This is a genomic window from Bordetella genomosp. 7 (assembly GCF_002261415.1).
Classification (GTDB): domain Bacteria; phylum Pseudomonadota; class Gammaproteobacteria; order Burkholderiales; family Burkholderiaceae_B; genus Bordetella_A.
On sequence record NZ_NEVI01000019.1, the window covers coordinates 264,147 to 280,668 of the forward strand.

Sequence of the window (16,522 nt, forward strand, 5' to 3'; positions counted from 1 at the left end):
CATGCACACGCATGGCTCAGAGCGTAAGGCAGATCTTGGCTCTTTCAAGCTGGTCCATGGCCGGCCATCATCGTGCTTCTTGCATTGCAATCAAGTTCACGGAAACCACAACATGACCCAACGCCTGGATTACGCCAAGGCGTCGCCGGACGGCTTCAAGGCCTTGCGCGGCGTATACGCCTATCTACACACCTGCGGCCTGCCGCGCGAACTCGTCAACATCGTCTACCTGCGCGTGTCGCAGATCAACGGATGCGCCTACTGCATAGACATGCATTCACGCGACCTGCTCGAGCAAGGCCTTGCCATCGACAAACTGGTGCTGGTGCCGGTATGGCGGGAAGCCGGCAAAATGTTCTCGGCCCGCGAGCGCGCCGCACTGGCCTGGGCGGAAACGTTGACCAACGTCGCGGCCACCGGCGCGCCGGACGAACAGTACGCCGCCGCGGCCGCGGCATTCGACGAAAAAGAACTGGCCGATCTTACCTATGCGATAGGCTTGATGAACGCACTCAACCGACTGGGCGTGGGTTTTCGCAACCCGCCTGCCGCCGCCGCGCGCGCCGGCACTTAACTCGCGGACGCGGCGCGCATGGGGATCTTCAGGTAGCGAATGCCATTGTCTTCCGCCTGCGGCAGGCCGCCCGCGCGCAAATTAACCTGCAGCGACGGCAGCAGCAACGCCGGGGCCTGCAGGCCCGCATCGCGCTGCGTGCGCATGGCCACGAACTCGTCCTGGCCTACGCCGTCGCGCACATGCACATTGCCGCTACGCTGCGCCTGTACTGTGCTTTCCCATGCGTAGAAATCGCGCCCGGGCGCCTTGTAGTCGTGGCAGGTAAACACGCGTGTGGCGGGAGGCAAAGCCAGCAGACGGCGTATCGACTGATACAGCACGCGTGCATCGCCTCCGGGAAAATCGGCCCGCGCGGTGCCGTAGTCGGGCATGAACAGCGTGTCGCCCACAAACACCGCGTCCCCGATCAGGTAGGACACACACGCCGGCGTGTGGCCGGGCGTGTGCAGCACCCGCACCGGCAGCGCCCCCAGCAAGAACTCCTGGCCGTCATGGTAAAGCTCGTCGAACTCGGCACCGCGGCACGACAGGCTCTCCAGGTTGAACACGGGCTGGAAAATCTTCTGCACCGCGCTCACATGCTCGCCTATGCCGACGGTGGCGCCCGTCAATGCCTTGATGTGCGGCGCGGCGCTCAGGTGATCGGCGTGCACATGCGTTTCCAGCACCTTGACGATAGTGGCCCCCTCGACGCGCGCCGCCGCCACCATGGCATCCGCCGATTGCGTGGAGAACTCGCCCGATCGATGGTCGTAGTCGAGCACGGGATCGATCGCCGCCGCCTGCATGGTATCGGGATCGATAACCAGGTAAGAGACCGTGTTGGTGGCTTCATCGAAAAAAGCCCGGATCAATGCCGATTGCGCCATGTGTAAACCCCGGTGTAGGCCCAGACCATACGTTAACAGGTTAGCGAAATCGACTACATAAAATGCGGCCTCACCGCCGCGGTAAACATGATACTGACGGCGCTGGTCGAGCAACGAGAAACGGCGTTCCAGGCTGCCTGACTTTGCAGGCCATGTCCGGCCCCGATACGGCTGCGCCTTTACAAGGGGCGGCGCCGCAACGGCGCCGCGCGCGTCATCAGATCGATGACCCAGTCCATGAAAACCCGCAGCTTGGCGCTGACGTGGCGGTTGGGCGCATAGGCCAGGTACATGGGCATGGGGTCGAGCTGCCAATCTTCGAAAATCCGCACGAGTTCGCCGCGCGCGGCGTGGTCCGCAGCCATATAGTGCGGCAGCCAGAGTATCCCCATGCCGGCCAGGCCTGCGGCCAGATACGCATTGCCGTCATCTACGGCCAGCGCGTAGCGCCCATGCACGCTGAGGCTTTCGCCATCGCGGTGCATGGCATAGGGCAGCGCCTTGCGGGTACGCAGCCACAGAAAGCCCACGATGCGGTGATGGCCGTCCTGCAGGTCTCGGGGATGCGCGGGCCGCCCAGCCAATTTCAGATAAGCGGGGGCGGCGTACACGCCCAGCTCCAGGTCGCCCACGTGCCGGGCCACCAGCGACTGGTCGGTGATTTCTCCGCCGCGCAGCACGCAATCCACATTTTCGTCGATCAAGTCGACCACGCGGTCGCTGACGCCCATGTGCAGCTGAATATCGGGATAGCGCGCATAGAACTGCGGCAACGCCGGTATCAGCAGCATGCGCGCCAACGGGCTGGGTACGTCGATGCGCAGCAGTCCGCGCGGCTGGGCGGATGCGCCGGAAAGGCTGGTTTCCGCGTCGTCCATATCCGCCAGTAAACGCACCACCCTTTCGTAGTACGCGGCGCCGTCGGCCGTAACATTGACTTTGCGGGTGGTGCGGTTCAACAGCCGCACCCGCAAGCGCGCTTCCAGCTGCTGTATCAGCTGGGTTACGGTTGTCTTGCTCATGTGCAGCGTTTGCGCGGCCTTGGTGAAGCTGCCCGTTTCCACTACACGGACAAATGCCTGCATCGCGTCGATACGGTCCATCACGCCTCCGAAATCGGACAATTGTTTGCATTCTACAAACAGTCAAGCGCAAGCTTGCCTGTTTATCGGAGCGTCGGCGATCGATACAGTGACTGCCATCTTCCCAACCCGGCCTACCGCCGATACTGAGGTCTACCATGGCAACCCGCGATGTCGTCTTCCCCCCCAACCGCCATGCGCTCTACGAGCGCAACCGCTACTCGCCCGCGATCAAGTCGAACGGCTTCTTGTTTGTATCCGGCCAGGTGGGCAGCCGCGACGACGGCTCGCCGGAACCCGATCTGGACCAGCAAGTACGGCGGGCATTCCATAACCTGAACGCCATCCTGCACGAAGCAGGCGCAACATTCGACGACGTGGTGGACGTCACCGTCTTCATGGTCGACCCCGAGTCGAAATTCGACGCCATCTGGCGCACCGTGCAAGACTATTGGGGCAACGCGCCCTACCCCACCGTAACCGCCGTGGGTGTCACCTGGCTGTATGGCTTTGACTTCGAGATCAAAGTCATCGCCCGGCTGCCTCAGCCATAAGCTACCGCGCGCCTTGCCCGCATACCTCGGGCGCGGCGTTCAGCCGGCCGCCGGCCTGCCCCCGCGGCCATGCGCCTTGAGTTCCCAGAGCGCATTCAATACATGGCGGGTCGCGCGCTCGACGGGCTGCACATGGTGCGCAATTCCCAGCTCGCGCCACACTGCGGGGCGCAGGGGCCGCATGGCAATACGTGCGTCCCACTGCGGCGCGCCCGCTTCGTGCGGCAGCAGGGTTGCGCCATAGCCGGCCGCCACCAGGCTTTTGATGGCGTCGTTGTAATTCAGCTCGATGCGCGGCGTCGGGCGGCAGCCGCCCTGGGCGAACCATTCCGCCGTCAGGCGCGACAGGCGCGTACTGGCGTCATTCAGGATCAACGGCCGTTGCGCCAGCCAGGCCGGCGTTACCCGCGCCGGGGGCTGCCAGTGGGCCGGCAGAAATGCCAGCACGGGATCGCGGCGCCATGGCCGTATCGCCAGGCCCGCCACCGGCGCCTGCGGCAATGCCACCAGGCCGATGTCCAGCTTGCCCTGCGACAGACGCGTCAGGGTTTCCTGCGACGTCAGTACTGCGATCTGCACGTCAATATCAGGATGCTGCGCGCGCAGGCGTTCCAGCGCATGGGGCAGCAAGTGCGCGATGGCGCCGGTGGATGCGCCCAGGCGCACGCGCCCGGCCAGCCCCTGCACCTGTCGCCCGACGTCGTCCAGCGTGGCTTCAACTTCGGCCAGCAGGCGGCGCGCGCGCTCTACCAGCATTTCGCCCACCGCCGACGGCCGCACGTTGCCGCGCTGGCGAGTCAGCAGCGGCGCGCCCAGCCGGCGTTCCAGTTCGGCAATGTGCAGGCTGACCGTGGGCGGCGCAAGATGCAGGTGTTGCGCGGCCGCCGCAAAGGAGCCCAGGTCGGCGATCGCCACCAGAGTACGCAAGCGGTCCAGGCTGATTTCTCGCATGCCGTCCTTTTACTTTGCAAAACCTGACTTGAGTCGTCAGGAAATTCAACTTTTCTTATTCTAGCGGGTGGCCGATGATCCCTGCAGACTACACCGCATCGGGGCAAGCGCATCATGACCACTCCCATCGTTTTCATCGACGGCGACCAGGGCACCACCGGCCTGCAGATACACGACCGGCTGCGCGGTCGCACCGACCTGCGGCTGCTTACGCTGCCGGCGGCCGAACGCAAGGACGCGCAGCGCCGCGCCCAGGCCATCAACGCCTGCGACATTGCCATCCTGTGCCTGCCCGATGCCGCCGCGCGCGAATCGGTCGGCTTCATCCGGAACCCGTCGGTGCGAGTCATCGACGCCAGCTCTGCGCATCGCACGCAGGCCGACTGGGTGTACGGCTTTCCGGAAATGGCCCACGGCCAGGCGCAGCGTATCGCCGTCGCGCCCCGTGTCACCAACCCGGGCTGCTACCCCACCGGCGCCATCGCGCTGCTGCGGCCCCTGGTCGCCGCCGGCCTGCTGCCGCGCGACTACCCCTTGGCCATTCATGCCATATCCGGCTATTCGGGGGGCGGCCGGGCCGCCATCGACGCGCACGAGTCGGCTGCGGCGCAAGGCACGCCGCCGTCGCAGGTATATGGGCTCGCCCTGGAACACAAGCACACCCCCGAAATCGCGCTGCACGCGGCGCTGGCGCACCGCCCGCTCTTCGTGCCCGCGTATGGCGCGTATCGCCAGGGCATTGTGCTGACCATACCCATCGAGCTGCGGCTGTTGCCAGCCGGCACCGACGGCGCGCGCCTGCACGCCTGCCTTGAACAACACTACGCCCGCATGCAGCACGTGCAGGTGCTGCCATTGGCGCAAACCCGCGCCATGACGCACCTGGATCCCCAGGCCCTGAACGGCACCAACGACATACAGCTGGGCGTATTCGTCAATGAACGTCACGGCCAGGTGCTGCTTTCCGCGGTATTCGACAACCTGGGCAAAGGCGCCTCGGGCGCTGCCGTGCAGAACCTGGAACTGATGCTGGCGCAATAATCGAGTCTATACCCGCGCGCCGCGCCGGTGTATAAATTCCTGGCGCGCGCGGGCGCCGGACGTGTCCGCCGCCTCTTTCACCCTATCTGGCCCTGCGCCTGAAGCGCTTCCGCCTGCCCAACCGCCGCCCCACGTTCCGATAGCGAGAAAAAAATGAGCCTGGAACCCCTGACTTCGGCGGCGCCGGTCATCCAGGTGCACGCCTGGGCAGCCATCGCCGCGGTTGCGCTGGGCGCCATCGTATTGCTGCGCAAAAAGGGCGATGCATGGCATCGCTGGACGGGCCGCTGCTGGCTGGCCGTGATGCTGGTGACGGTGCTGTCGTCTTTTTTCATACACGAACTGCGCACCTGGGGCGACTGGAGCCCCATCCACATTCTTTCGGTCGTGACGCTGTTTCTGCTGGTTCGCGCCTATCAGGCCATCCGCAAGCGCAACGTGACGCGCCACGCCCACCTGATGAAAACCGCTTTTTTCAACGCATTGCTGCTGGCCGGGTTCTTCACGTTCCTGCCCGGACGCATCATGTACGCGGTTGTATTCGGGCCGCCCGCGTCCGACGCTTCCATGTCCGCAACGCTGATGTGGACGCTTATCATCGGTGCGGTCATCGTCGTCAGCGGTTGGCGCCACGCGCCGGCACTGATCAGGCGGCTGGGCAAACCGGCGCATGCGCCGCAGCGCCGCCTGTAGGCGCTGCGGCGTCCGTTGGCCTTACGCGAGTACGGCTCGGCCGCCCAGATCGGCGAACTGGCTTTCGGGCTCGGCCGTTTCCACATCGGCGAACACCGAACGGTCGCCGTGCTCATCCGTTACCCGCGTGCTCAGCCCCATGCGCTCCATCAGGCCCAGGAGCGGCAGCGGCGGCAGTTCTTCCACGTTGACCATGCGCCGCACATCCCAGGTGCCGTTGGCGATGAGCATCGCGGCAGCGGCGGCGGGCACGCCGGCCGTGTACGAGATGGCCTGGCTGCCCACTTCGCGGTAGCACGCGGCGTGGTCACATATGTTGTATACGAAAGCTTCGCGCGGCTTGCCGTGCTTGGTGCCCTTTACCAGGTCGCCGATGCAGGTATAGCCGCGATAGCTCGGCGCCAATGAAGACGGGTCGGGCAGCACTGCCTTGACTACCTGCAGCGGCACGACCTCGCCGCCGCCAGGCAGGCTCACGGGCTTCTCGGACAGCAGGCCGAGCTTGTTCAGTACGGTGAATACATTAATGTAGTGGTCGGAGAACCCCATCCAGAACCGGATATTGGGCACGTCCATCAGGGCTGACAACGAATGCAGTTCGTCGTGCCCCGTCAGATAGGTAGTCTGGTTGCCGACCACCGGCAGATCCCAGTTCTTCTTCACTTCGAACATCTTGTTGGGCGTCCACTGGCGATCCTGCCAGGACCACACCGTGCCCGTAAATTCGCGGAAGTTGATCTCGGGGTCGAAGTTCGTCGCAAAGTAGCGGTCGTGCGAGCCGGCGTTGGTATCGATGATGTCGATAGAGTCGATCGAGTCGAAGTACTCGTCTTTCGCCAGGCGCGCGTATGCGTTCACGACGCCGGGGTCAAAGCCGATGCCCAGCACGGCGGTCACGCCCGCCTTGGCACATTCGTCGCGGCGGCGCCACTCGTAGTTGGCGTACCACGGAGGCTGTTCGCATATCCGGTCGGGCTCTTCGTGGATGGCGGTATCGATATAGGCGGCGCCCGTGGCAATGCATGCCGACATGACCGACATATTGATGAACGCCGACCCCGCATTGACCACGATCTCGCTGTTGGTCGAGCGTATCAGGTCGGCCGTTGCCTGGACATCCCGCGCGTCCAGGGCATGCGCCTTCAGGGTACCCGGCCGCTGCAGGTTGCCCTTGGCATGCACAGATTCAACAATGGCCTGGCACTTGCCCAGGGTACGCGATGCGATGTGTATATCGCCAAGCGCGGCGTTGTTCTGCGCACACTTGTGCGCCACCACGCTGGCCACACCGCCGGCTCCGATGATGAGTACATTTCTTTTCATCTTTCGTGCTCCATTCACGACAGAAGATTTAAAGGATGCTGCTCGTTGGGCTCAGGCGCCCAGGCTGTCGACGTAATCCTGATATCCGAACTCGCGCACGACCCGCACCGTTCCATCCAGTTCCTTGATGGCAATGGAAGGCATGTGCACGCCGTTGAACCAGTTTTTCTTCACCATGGTGTAGCCGGCGGCGTCGCGGATCGACACGCGCGAGCCCGGCTGCAGCGGCTCGGGGAAATCAAACTCGCCAAACACGTCGCCGGCCAGGCACGTGTTGCCGCACACCAGGTAGCGATGCGGGCCTGCATTGGGCTCGACCCGCGCGTCCAGGCGGTAGATCAGCAGATCCAGCATGTGCGCCTCGGTGGCGGCATCGACTACGGCGATCTGCTTGCCATTGACTTGCGTATCCACCACGGTGACTTCCAGCGTCGCGCTATCCTGCACCACGGCCTCGCCCGGCTCCAGGTACACCTGCACGCCATAACGCTTGGAAAACGCCCGCAGCCGCTGGCCCAGTTCTTGCACCGGATAGTCCGGCGCCGTGAAGTGAATGCCGCCGCCCAGGCTTATCCATTCCACGCGTTCGAACAAATGCCCGAAGCGCTCTTCTGTCTGGGTCAGCAACTGGTCAAACCGCGCAAAGTCGCGGTTTTCGCAGTTGTTGTGAATCATGAATCCGCTGACGCGGTCGATCACCGAAGCCACGCGGGCAGGGTCGGGTTCGCCCAGCCGGCTGTACGATCGTGCGGGGTCGGCCAGATCGTAGGCCGCGGCGCTGATCGACGGGTTGAGCCGCAGGCCGCACGGAATGCCCTTTGCCTGCGCATGATGGCGTTCCAGCTGCGAAATCGAATTGAAGATGATCTTGTCCGCGTAGGTCACCGCTTGCGGAATGTCGGCGTCGGGCCATGCCACGCTGTAGGCGTGCGTCTCGCCGCCGAACTTCTCGCGGCCCAGCCGAAGTTCGTTCAGCGATGACGAGGTGGTGCCGTCCAGGTATTCCCGCATCAGGTCAAAGACCGGCCAGGTGGCAAAGCACTTCAGCGCCAGCAATATCTGGGCGCCCGACCACTCGCGCAGCTGCGCGGCGGTGCGCAGGTTGCGTTGCAAGGCGGCTTTATCAATAAGGTAATAAGGCGTACGTATCATCAACGGTTATGCGGGCAAAATTCAGCGGCCTGCGGCGCGCGCAAGCAATTCGGGAAACAAGCTGGCGGGCGCCATAGGGCGCCCCGGGGTATTGCTTGGGAAAAGCTGCCGCCTGTGCGTGGTGCGGGGCCCATGGCGCCGCCCCGGTGCGTTTACGCGTCCGGGCGCAACAGGCTAGATCGGCATTCGTTCGCGAAAGCTGTGGCGATGCGGCTCAATCGGCCGGGCCAGGCGGCGCCATACTGGCGACGATCCGGCCATGCGCGGCCGGAGCAAATCAGTTGTGTGGCGATGGGCGTTACTGAATAGCGCAGCGCGGGCGTGCACCACGGAATGCCGCGGATAGCGACAGGAAAATTCTTCCGTTTGGGAGGTGTTCAGGGCAACTGAGACGATCCCCAATTGGAAGAGGGCGTCGGCAGACATGGCGTCCTCCCCAACCAGTAGACAAAAGGCCTCGCGGCGCGGGAAGCACGAAGCCTATCTCAAAGTGTCAATCGATGCAATTATCGCGCACCGTCCAGCCGGGCGAATTTCCGTGAAATCGCCCTAACTTTGCACATATTTGCGTATTATGCCGCATTTTTGCCGCCGCCCGCAGCGCGCCGCTGCCGTGCCAACCGCTCAGTCGCGCGCAATATCCTGCGCTTCCAGGTGCAGTTTATGCAGGATACGGTGAACCACCGGCGCAAAAATAACGCTGAAGGCCGCCAGGAACACCAGGCTGGCATATAGCCCGAACAGGGTCGCGAAGACACGGCCGGCCAGGCTGCCGGGCACTTCCATCAACCCAAAGCCGCTGAGTATGTGCAGCGCGTGCAGTATGGCGTCACCGAAGGCATGCCCCTCAAACGCCATGAAACCGGCCGCGCCCAGCGCCGCAGACAAGGCCAGCAACCCCAGCACGTACATCGCGTGCTTGCACAGGCGCCATGCAAAGCGCTCAACCGTCAGCAGCCGTTCGGAAACATGCTCGTACATAATGCGGGCAAGAATAGCCCAACTGCCGGGTAAAGCAAGACGGCCGGATACTTCCGTGGTGAAATCGCGCTGCGCCCACTTGAAACGACGCTTATGCAAAACAATATGCCGCAAACGGCGCCTGCCGGAAAACTGGCCATCATGGCGGCCCTGCCCAAAGAACTGGAAGGCCTGACGCAAGCCATGGGGCCGACGGTAACCATACAAACCATCGCGATGCGCGACTTCTACCTGGGAGAGATCGCGGGGCAGCCGTGCGTAGTGGTACTGAGCCGCATCGGAAAGGTGGCCGCAGCCACGACGACCACCATTCTGATAGAACGAGTCGGCGTCACTGGGGTTATCTTCGCGGGCCTGGCGGGCGGCATCCATCCGTCGGTCGGCATCGGCGACATCGTCGTAGCCAGCAGCCTCGTGCAGCACGACCTGGACGCCAGGCCATTGTTTCCCCGATACGAAGTGCCCCTGCTGGGCCGGTCACACTTCGCGCCCGATCCGGCACTAAGCCAGTTACTGCATGCGCATTCAGTAGGCTTCCTGGCGGAGCTTTGCGCCGAAGACGCCCCGCTGGCGGCAGGCGGACGCACGCCCCGGGCGCACCGGGGCGCAATCGCCACCGGCGATATATTCGTCAGCGACGCCGGCGCCGGCGCCGATATCCATGGCCGGCTGCCGGAGGTGCTTTGCGTGGAAATGGAAGGCGCCGCCATGGCGCAGGTGTGCTACGAATCCGGCGTTCCGTACGCCGTGATGCGCGTCATTTCTGATCACGCCGACCCAGGCGCCAAAGAACACTTCGCCGATTTCCTGGAACACCGGGCGGGGCGCTATACCTGCGGCGTGCTTGCAAGGCTGATGGAAAGCCGGGCCACGCAGTTGGCACCCTTGTAAGCGCATACCGTAAATGCGTGGGAAGTCAGGCCGCCGGCGGATTCCAGCCGGGAGCCGCCATCTCGAAACTGGCGAACTCAAACCCCGGCGCCACAGTGCAGCCCACCAGCGTATAGCGGCCCAGGGGCCGCGCAGACTGCCAGCAGCCTGCCGGCACCACGGCCTGCGGCCGTTCGCCACGGGCCAGGTCTGGGCCGAGCGTGATGTCACGGCTGTGTTTGCCGTCCCATAGCCGCAACAGCAACGCGTCGCCCGCATAGAAATGCCACACTTCCGCGGCGTCGCGCACACGGTGCCAATGCGAGCTGTCGCCGGCTTCAAGCAGATAATAAATCGCCGTCGAAGCCGCACGCCCGTCGCCACGGGCATCGCGGAAAGTCTCGACAAACCAGCCGCCTTCCGGGTGCTGCTGCATGCCCAGGGTGGTAATGATTTCGCTGGCTTGCATAGTGGAGCCTTTATTGACGGTGTCGGGGTTGCCAGCCTAGTGACGAGAAGCCGCGAGAAACACTACACAACGTTCTTGGGATAGGCCGAAAGGCTGAAGTGGAGCGCGTGATGGGAACATCACACCGCACGCAAGACTTATCGATAAAGGACTTCTTCCGTGCGCCACTGAATTTGGCCGATTATGTACCAGCCCCACCTTCCTGGGCAAAGGCCGGCTCGAAGTCCAACATGTCCGTGCCGCGCATGCCCAAGCCTCGGGCCGCCACCCGCCAGCCCGCCACGGCCTGGGCCACTTCGTTCCAGATCGCCCGCGCTTGCGCAGCATTCAGCCTGAAATACGGCGCGGCGCTCATCAGCATGTCCCGGCTGTCGATGACACCCGTTCCCTCGGTCAGCCAGGTCTTGCTCTCGCGCCGGTCGCCCGGCATCGGGTTCAGGTCGAAGGCTGGCGACAGGCGCCAGCCGCGCTGGCGCGCGTCGTACAGGAAGCCGGTGTTGCGCAGGTGGTCGTCCGTATTGCAGATCAGGAAATTGAAGACCAGCCGCCGCCACAGCTCATGGATGTCGGCGATCGGATGGGCGCCCAACTGAAGCAGCACATCGACCAGTTCCGTGTAGGCATGCGTCGCGTCGCGACCATCGGTCTGGAGCATCGTCGCGGCCGACACGTAAGGAATGCGGCTGCCATCGTCGGTGCGGTCGAAACGCCGGATGACGGCGACCGCCGTGCCGCCGATCACTTCCACGCGGGCCGGCGCCACGCGGATGCCGGCCTTGGCCGCCAGTTGCATGGCCAGCACTTCACCTCTGATCACGTCCCGCCGGTCCGCCTGACTGGGAAACTTGCCGACCGCCAGGCGTCCGTCGGTGTCCCGCACCGTGGACTTCGGCCTGGCGCCACCCAGCGAAGTTCCTTGTCCCAGCAGGTAGCGTAGATCCTGTGCGCTTTCCGTTCCGTCTTCCAGGGCGCGAGCCGCGTGGAGCACCTTCTCCAGTTCAACCAGGGGCGGTACATGCCGGTTGGCTCCTCCGGTGCGCAGGTAGGCGCCAGACTGCGGATCGAACAGCCGCAGCGCGCCGACGCGCGCCTCGTCGTTCACCCACATCACGAAGTCCACCGGGTCCAGGGCAGGCGTGTCGCGGTCTTCCTGCCGCAGCTTCGCATGGGCGCGGCGGATCACACGCTCGCCCCAGGCGTCCGGCGCGGTGTCCTCCAGCGCGAGGAAGAACACCTGGCGGGGATGCTGCACGCCGGCCACCGGCTGGAGATCGGGCGACAGCGTGAAGAACCGCGCATCCCGCAGCCAGCCTTCGTCGTAGCTGAACGCGCTGCGCCTGCCGCTGCCCAGGTGCAGGCGCCCCACGATCTGGCCGCTCGCCCCCAGGTGGACTTCGAGGTCCGGACGTCGTGTGGGCCGAGGCGTTGCCATCAGAATCCCTCCAGTTCATCGGAGCGCCCGTTCGCGTCGTCTTCGCCGGCCGCTGCCTTCGAGCGAACCGCCGGGCGCTTCTTGCCGGACGAGGTGCGCACCCGTTGCGGCAACTGCTCCCGCACCAGTTCCAGGCCGACCACATCATTTTCCAGAGTCATCGCCCGAGCCAGTTCATCGAGCCGGCCCAGCACGTGCAGCGCGCGCAGGAAGGTGTGTAGCGCGGTGCCGGGATAGCCATCTTCCATGCGCCTGACGGTGCTCAGGGACGTGCCGATGCGCTGCGCCAGGTCTTCCTGGCTCAGGCGGCGCATGCGCCGCGCCGCCGAGATGTCTTGCCCCAGGCGGCGCAGTGCGCGCGCGACGGGCTGCGGCATGGCCACCTGCGCGCCGGACCGCTTCTGCTCGGAAGTTGGCATCATAATTTAGCTCAAATATGAGCTTAATAAGTCGATAAGAACTCATATTTGAGCGCATAAATAACAGGCAGTCAACCTGGGCCAGGCCGTTGCACGGCGGCATCGTGCCCAACGCCCAACGAGTGCAGCAGGGGATCGCGAGCGAGTCGCAGTCAATGCGCTTGAAATCGCCAGCCTTGGACTTGGCGAACAGGTGGGAACAGATGGGGTTTCGGCAGAGGACCGAGCCGTGCCGGTGGCTTGCAACCCTATGAACGCCCTTGGAACGCCCTGGATTGTTGAAGTGGAGCGGGTGATGGGAACATCACGCCGCACTCAAATCGTTGACTGATAAAAGATTTCTTCCGTGAGCACCACGGAATTAGGCCAGATTATGTACCGGGCGTACCGCGTCGGCAACCAGATCCTGTCCGCATTTGTCTGCTGACATTCACGGCCATTCATCAACGCGCGCTCCAGGCAGACGTGCTTCATTCTATCGTTTGATGTATAAGATCAACGAAATCAAGAAACATCTTTGGGGCGATGGAAAGATCCTCACATGCCCAGCGCGCTCTTGCCCTACTCCACAAGCAGGGCTTCCTGCGCACCCGCGACTTGGACGCCATCGGCGCGCTGCGGGTGGTGCTGCCACGTCTGTCCACTTCCGGGCAGTTGGAGCGTATCGGGCGCGGCCTCTACCGGTTGCCAGGCAACCCCATGTCCGAGCAGGAGGACCTCGCCACGATTGCAGTCAAGGTCCCCAAAGCAGTGTTCTGCTTGCTGGAGGCACTCCAGTTCCACGAACTGACCACGCAACTGCCTCGCCAGGTTTGGATCGCCATGCCTCGTGGCAGCCACACCCCACGTATCGGGCACCCGCCGATCAAGATGGTGCAGATGGCGGGTGATGCCTATGCCTTGGGCATTGATGAGCACGAACGCGATGGCGCCAGACTGCGGATCTACAGTGCCGCCAAAACCGTGGCGGACTGCTTCAAGCACCGCAACCAGATTGGCCTGGACATGGCCATTGAGGCGCTGTAGGCTGCCTGGAAGACACGCAAGGCTTCAGCCGATGACCTATGGCGCCATGCCAAGGCTCGCGGGCCAGGCGCTACTGTGCATTGCCGCCTACAATCTGGTGTGCACGGGCAGCATCGGTGGCTGGTGGGACGCGCATCATGCGTGATGCCGTGGGATACGTGCGCCCGAAACGGGCGAAACGGCCTGGAAACAGGCCTTCATGAGCGCCGAGATCGCTGCACGGACGCTTCGCAAAGACTCGTATCGTCGACATCAGCCGCCGAAGACCATTCGGCAGGGGATTTTTCAACGGCCTGCTAAGGGCAACTGCCCCTCTCATCGTATGCACCCGGCATGGCGGCCACAGGGCTAAACTGTACTCTGCATTCCAACACCGTTCAGTACCACGCCGCGGCGCGCCGTTCACATGCGTGTCATGGCGAACGGTTTGAATGAGGGTTTGCCGTCCTGGAGGTCCTGCGTTGTACGCTCTCTGCCTGCGCGGCGGGTCACTGGCCTTGCTGTCCGCGCTGATTGCCGGCTGTTCCACCCCGCCCACCCCCGCAAGCGAAGACTCGCGCCTGCTCAGGCTCGCCAAGGAGTTGAGCGAGCGCGGCGATCCCGCCTCTGCCGTCGTACTCTATGAACGCGCCGCGCAAGCGTCGGGCCATACGCCCGACCTCATGCTAGCCCTGGGTCAGGCGCGCTTGCGCAACGGCGATGCCGCCGGCGCTTCGCAAGCCTTCCGCGAGGTCATCGAGCAGCGCCCGGACGATGCCCAGGCTCTGCTGGGCCTGGGCGCGGCGGCCCTGCGCGAAGGCCGCGCACAGCGTGCCGTCGGCCTGCTGGCCGACGCCGCGCCGCGCGTGGACAGCGCCCAGGGCTACAACTTGTGGGGGGTGGCAGCCTTGATGCACGGCGATGCGGCGCAAGCCGAGGCAGCCTTCGGACTAGCCCTGGCCAAGGCGCCGCAAGACCTGGACCTGCAGACCAATCTGGCCTTGTCGCAGGCGCTCGACGGAAACCACGCCGCGGCCATGACCCGGATCGAAGCGGTAACCGCCTCCGCGCTGGCGCAGCCGCACCATGTGCGCCGCCAGGCGCTGATCCTGATGCTGGCCGGCCAGCCCAAGCGGGCCAAGGCGGTGCTGGGTGATCTGCCGCCAGGCCGGCGCAAAGCCCTGCTCAGCCGCGCACGCTACATCGCCGCGTTGAAAGATACCGCGGCGCGCGCGCGCGCCATCGGCATCATGCCGGGCGGTCCGGGCGATACGACGCGCTGACGCCGCGCCCCAACCGGCGATGATTTACGGCTCGCGCGTCGCCGCCTCGCGTTCCAGCCGCTCGCGTCGACGGGCTTCCAGCTCTTCTTCGCGTTCCACCCCCAGATATCGCTCGATGGCCTGCGCTGCGGGCGCACCATAAGCCGGCCCCATTTGCCGGCCTTGCCGCAGGTCGGCGGGCCGCTCGACCATCTGCATCAGGTTCAAGGCATTGGCGCAGCCCGGCGGCAGCCGGGCAACGTCGCCTTGCACATCGTCGGCCAGGCAGGCGCGAGGCACCAGGCCGGCATGCTCGGCCGCGCCAGCATCCCAGGCCGACACCGGTGCATGCCGCGCACTGTAGCCGGACGTGGCCATCTGCGTGCAGGCGCTGGAGAGCAGCGCCAGCGCAAGAAGGGCCAGGAGCGCACGGCGAGCGCCGTGCTTCGCGTAACGATCAGCGTACATAGAATCCGAAGTCCGAAGCATGCCGCAGGCCCATGGGGCCGTCGGCCAGCAGGCGCGCGGGGTTCTCCAATGCGCCATCGAGCGGGGTGGCGGCGGTGCCGCCGGCGGGCGGACGCACCAGATAAGGCGTAATGAGGATGACCAGTTCGGTCTCGTTGCGCAGGAAGCGCTGCGAGCGGAACAACTGGCCGAGGATGGGGATGTCGCCCAGCATCGGCAGCTTCTGCACGTCCGATGCGCTGCTGCGCTGGAACAGTCCGGCGATGGCGAAGGTCTGCCCGCTGCCCACTTCCACCTGCGTATCGGCCCGCCTCACCTGGAACGCCGGAATCTGCATGTCGCCGAACTCGACCACGCCGGTCGCCGACAGCGTGCTGACCTCGGGTCGTACCTGCAGGGAAATCCGGTCGTTGGGCAATAGGGTTGGGGTGAAGACCAGCGACACACCGTACGGCTTGTAGTCGATGCCCACCAGATCACGGTTGACCGGCACCGGCACCGGAATCTCCCCGCCCGCCAGGAAGCTGGCCGTGCGCCCCGTCACCGTCGTGATGTTCGGCTCGGCCAGGACTTCGAGCACGCCGTTGGTCTGCAGGGCCTGGAGCAGCACGTCGATGCTTGCGCTGCCCGATTGGAAGCCGCCCACCACGAAGTTGCCGGCCCCGGCTGCCACATTGGACAAGGGACCGCCCGTGGACAGACCGAAGGAGAACGAGCTGCGGCTGAGCAAGGCGCTCCAGTTCACGCCATAGCGCAGCAGCTCTTCGCGCGACACCTCGGCGAAACGCACGCGCAGATTGATCTGCGGCAAGTCGGCCAGCGTGGTGGCGTTCACCGGCAGCACGCCCTGATCCGCGTGGCCGGACAGGGCGCTTTGCACGTCCAGCGCCGCATCCAGGCTGTCTACCCGGCCGCGCGCGGTCACTCGCTTGCCGTTGGGCTGCTCGCGCACGGCGGCCCCGCCGCGCGAGGCGCCCGTGCCGATGCGAACGGGCAAGTGCGCCACCTCCCGGTCATTGCCGTCCAGCGCGATGAGCTGCGTTGCGCCGACCTGCTTGCCATAGACGTATGCCGCGCGCGGCGAGACCAGTTGAATGTCGGCCACCGCCACGTCGGCGACGAAGACCGAGGCGACGGGCGTATCGAAACGCACCACGCGGCCTTCGCCGCGCGGCAGGTCGATGGCAGGCGGCGCGGCGCGGCGCGCCGCCTGGCCCGTCTGCGCTGCCTGGGCAGGCGCGGGGATGAATGACAGTAAGGCCATCAGCAGCAGCCCGGCCCCGGCCAGGATGACGGTACGGCGCGTCGAGCTGGCCGCTGCCAGCCTGAGCGCATGACGATGAGAAGACGGCAAGCGGAACCTCCGACTCTTAG

At 64.8% G+C, this 16,522-nt stretch carries 18 protein-coding genes; 7 read left to right on the plus strand and 11 right to left on the minus strand.

Translation table 11 applies throughout. From position 1 onward, the window contains the following. Positions 1 to 112: 112 nt before the first annotated feature. On the plus strand, positions 113 to 574 hold the full coding sequence (locus CAL18_RS15630; protein WP_026639017.1) for a carboxymuconolactone decarboxylase family protein: 462 nt from the start codon (positions 113 to 115) through the stop codon (positions 572 to 574). Here the strand turns inward: CAL18_RS15630 and CAL18_RS15635 are convergent. Together CAL18_RS15635 and CAL18_RS15640 are read right to left on the minus strand one after the other, a co-directional pair. Continuing rightward, entirely contained in the window at positions 571 to 1,446 is an 876-nt protein-coding gene (locus tag CAL18_RS15635; RefSeq protein WP_094818254.1) for an MBL fold metallo-hydrolase, read from the minus strand. The genes CAL18_RS15630 and CAL18_RS15635 overlap by 4 nt on opposite strands. Before the next feature lie 179 nt (positions 1,447 to 1,625). Next, entirely contained in the window at positions 1,626 to 2,549 is a 924-nt protein-coding gene (locus tag CAL18_RS15640; RefSeq protein WP_094797320.1) for a LysR family transcriptional regulator, read from the minus strand. A 137-nt stretch (positions 2,550 to 2,686) separates the two neighbouring features. Here CAL18_RS15640 and CAL18_RS15645 point away from each other — a divergent pair, with 137 nt between their 5' ends. Continuing rightward, a complete protein-coding gene (locus CAL18_RS15645) occupies positions 2,687 to 3,082 on the plus strand; it encodes a RidA family protein (protein WP_026639008.1) in 396 nt (131 codons plus the stop codon). Positions 3,083 to 3,121: 39 nt separating this feature from the next. On the opposite strand, the gene CAL18_RS15650 is transcribed toward CAL18_RS15645, so the two are convergent. Then, positions 3,122 to 4,033 carry a LysR family transcriptional regulator gene (locus CAL18_RS15650; protein WP_026639007.1) on the minus strand — a complete coding sequence of 304 codons (912 nt, stop codon included), beginning with the start codon at positions 4,031 to 4,033 and terminating at the stop codon, positions 3,122 to 3,124. 114 nt (positions 4,034 to 4,147) lie between these two features. Between CAL18_RS15650 and argC the strand changes: the two genes are divergently transcribed. Both argC and CAL18_RS15660 read left to right on the plus strand, forming a co-directional pair. After that, positions 4,148 to 5,074: an N-acetyl-gamma-glutamyl-phosphate reductase gene (argC, locus tag CAL18_RS15655; RefSeq protein WP_026639006.1), complete on the plus strand. Its 927-nt coding sequence runs from the start codon at positions 4,148 to 4,150 to the stop codon at positions 5,072 to 5,074. A gap of 153 nt (positions 5,075 to 5,227) precedes the next feature. Continuing rightward, complete coding sequence (locus CAL18_RS15660) at positions 5,228 to 5,767, plus strand: DUF2306 domain-containing protein (protein ID WP_094797322.1); 540 nt, start codon at positions 5,228 to 5,230, stop codon at positions 5,765 to 5,767. 21 nt (positions 5,768 to 5,788) lie between these two features. Here the strand turns inward: CAL18_RS15660 and CAL18_RS15665 are convergent, their stop codons facing one another. The 3 genes from CAL18_RS15665 to CAL18_RS15675 all read right to left on the minus strand — a co-directional run bounded on the left by CAL18_RS15665 (position 5,789) and on the right by CAL18_RS15675 (position 9,223). After that, positions 5,789 to 7,090, minus strand: coding sequence for a saccharopine dehydrogenase family protein (locus CAL18_RS15665; protein ID WP_094797323.1), 1,302 nt, complete (start codon positions 7,088 to 7,090; stop codon positions 5,789 to 5,791). Positions 7,091 to 7,141: 51 nt separating this feature from the next. After that, entirely contained in the window at positions 7,142 to 8,242 is a 1,101-nt protein-coding gene (locus tag CAL18_RS15670; RefSeq protein ID WP_094818255.1) for a carboxynorspermidine decarboxylase, read from the minus strand. A gap of 624 nt (positions 8,243 to 8,866) precedes the next feature. Further along, positions 8,867 to 9,223 (minus strand): hypothetical protein, encoded by a 357-nt coding sequence (locus tag CAL18_RS15675; RefSeq protein ID WP_026639004.1) that lies wholly within the window; start codon positions 9,221 to 9,223, stop codon positions 8,867 to 8,869. Positions 9,224 to 9,316: 93 nt separating this feature from the next. Between CAL18_RS15675 and CAL18_RS15680 the strand changes: the two genes are divergently transcribed. Beyond that, on the plus strand, positions 9,317 to 10,114 hold the full coding sequence (locus tag CAL18_RS15680; RefSeq protein WP_249278421.1) for a 5'-methylthioadenosine/adenosylhomocysteine nucleosidase: 798 nt from the start codon (positions 9,317 to 9,319) through the stop codon (positions 10,112 to 10,114). A gap of 25 nt (positions 10,115 to 10,139) precedes the next feature. Here the strand turns inward: CAL18_RS15680 and CAL18_RS15685 are convergent, their stop codons facing one another. The 3 genes from CAL18_RS15685 to CAL18_RS15695 all read right to left on the minus strand — a co-directional run bounded on the left by CAL18_RS15685 (position 10,140) and on the right by CAL18_RS15695 (position 12,419). Continuing rightward, complete coding sequence (locus CAL18_RS15685; protein WP_026639002.1) at positions 10,140 to 10,562, minus strand: cupin domain-containing protein; 423 nt, start codon at positions 10,560 to 10,562, stop codon at positions 10,140 to 10,142. A gap of 181 nt (positions 10,563 to 10,743) precedes the next feature. After that, positions 10,744 to 11,994 carry a type II toxin-antitoxin system HipA family toxin gene (locus tag CAL18_RS15690; RefSeq protein ID WP_094818256.1) on the minus strand — a complete coding sequence of 417 codons (1,251 nt, stop codon included), beginning with the start codon at positions 11,992 to 11,994 and terminating at the stop codon, positions 10,744 to 10,746. Continuing rightward, positions 11,994 to 12,419: a helix-turn-helix domain-containing protein gene (locus tag CAL18_RS15695; RefSeq protein WP_026639000.1), complete on the minus strand. Its 426-nt coding sequence runs from the start codon at positions 12,417 to 12,419 to the stop codon at positions 11,994 to 11,996. Before CAL18_RS15695 ends, CAL18_RS15690 begins: the two co-directional genes overlap by 1 nt. Positions 12,420 to 12,938: 519 nt before the next feature. Between CAL18_RS15695 and CAL18_RS15700 the strand changes: the two genes are divergently transcribed. Then, entirely contained in the window at positions 12,939 to 13,439 is a 501-nt protein-coding gene (locus CAL18_RS15700) for a type IV toxin-antitoxin system AbiEi family antitoxin domain-containing protein (protein WP_349290277.1), read from the plus strand. 461 nt (positions 13,440 to 13,900) lie between these two features. Then, positions 13,901 to 14,701: a tetratricopeptide repeat protein gene (locus CAL18_RS15705; protein ID WP_170940374.1), complete on the plus strand. Its 801-nt coding sequence runs from the start codon at positions 13,901 to 13,903 to the stop codon at positions 14,699 to 14,701. A gap of 24 nt (positions 14,702 to 14,725) precedes the next feature. On the opposite strand, the gene CAL18_RS15710 is transcribed toward CAL18_RS15705, so the two are convergent. Together CAL18_RS15710 and CAL18_RS15715 are read right to left on the minus strand one after the other, a co-directional pair. Continuing rightward, entirely contained in the window at positions 14,726 to 15,148 is a 423-nt protein-coding gene (locus CAL18_RS15710) for a CpaD family pilus assembly lipoprotein (RefSeq protein WP_094818258.1), read from the minus strand. Further along, on the minus strand, positions 15,138 to 16,502 hold the full coding sequence (locus CAL18_RS15715; RefSeq protein WP_212589942.1) for a type II and III secretion system protein family protein: 1,365 nt from the start codon (positions 16,500 to 16,502) through the stop codon (positions 15,138 to 15,140). Before CAL18_RS15715 ends, CAL18_RS15710 begins: the two co-directional genes overlap by 11 nt. Positions 16,503 to 16,522: the final 20 nt, after the last annotated feature.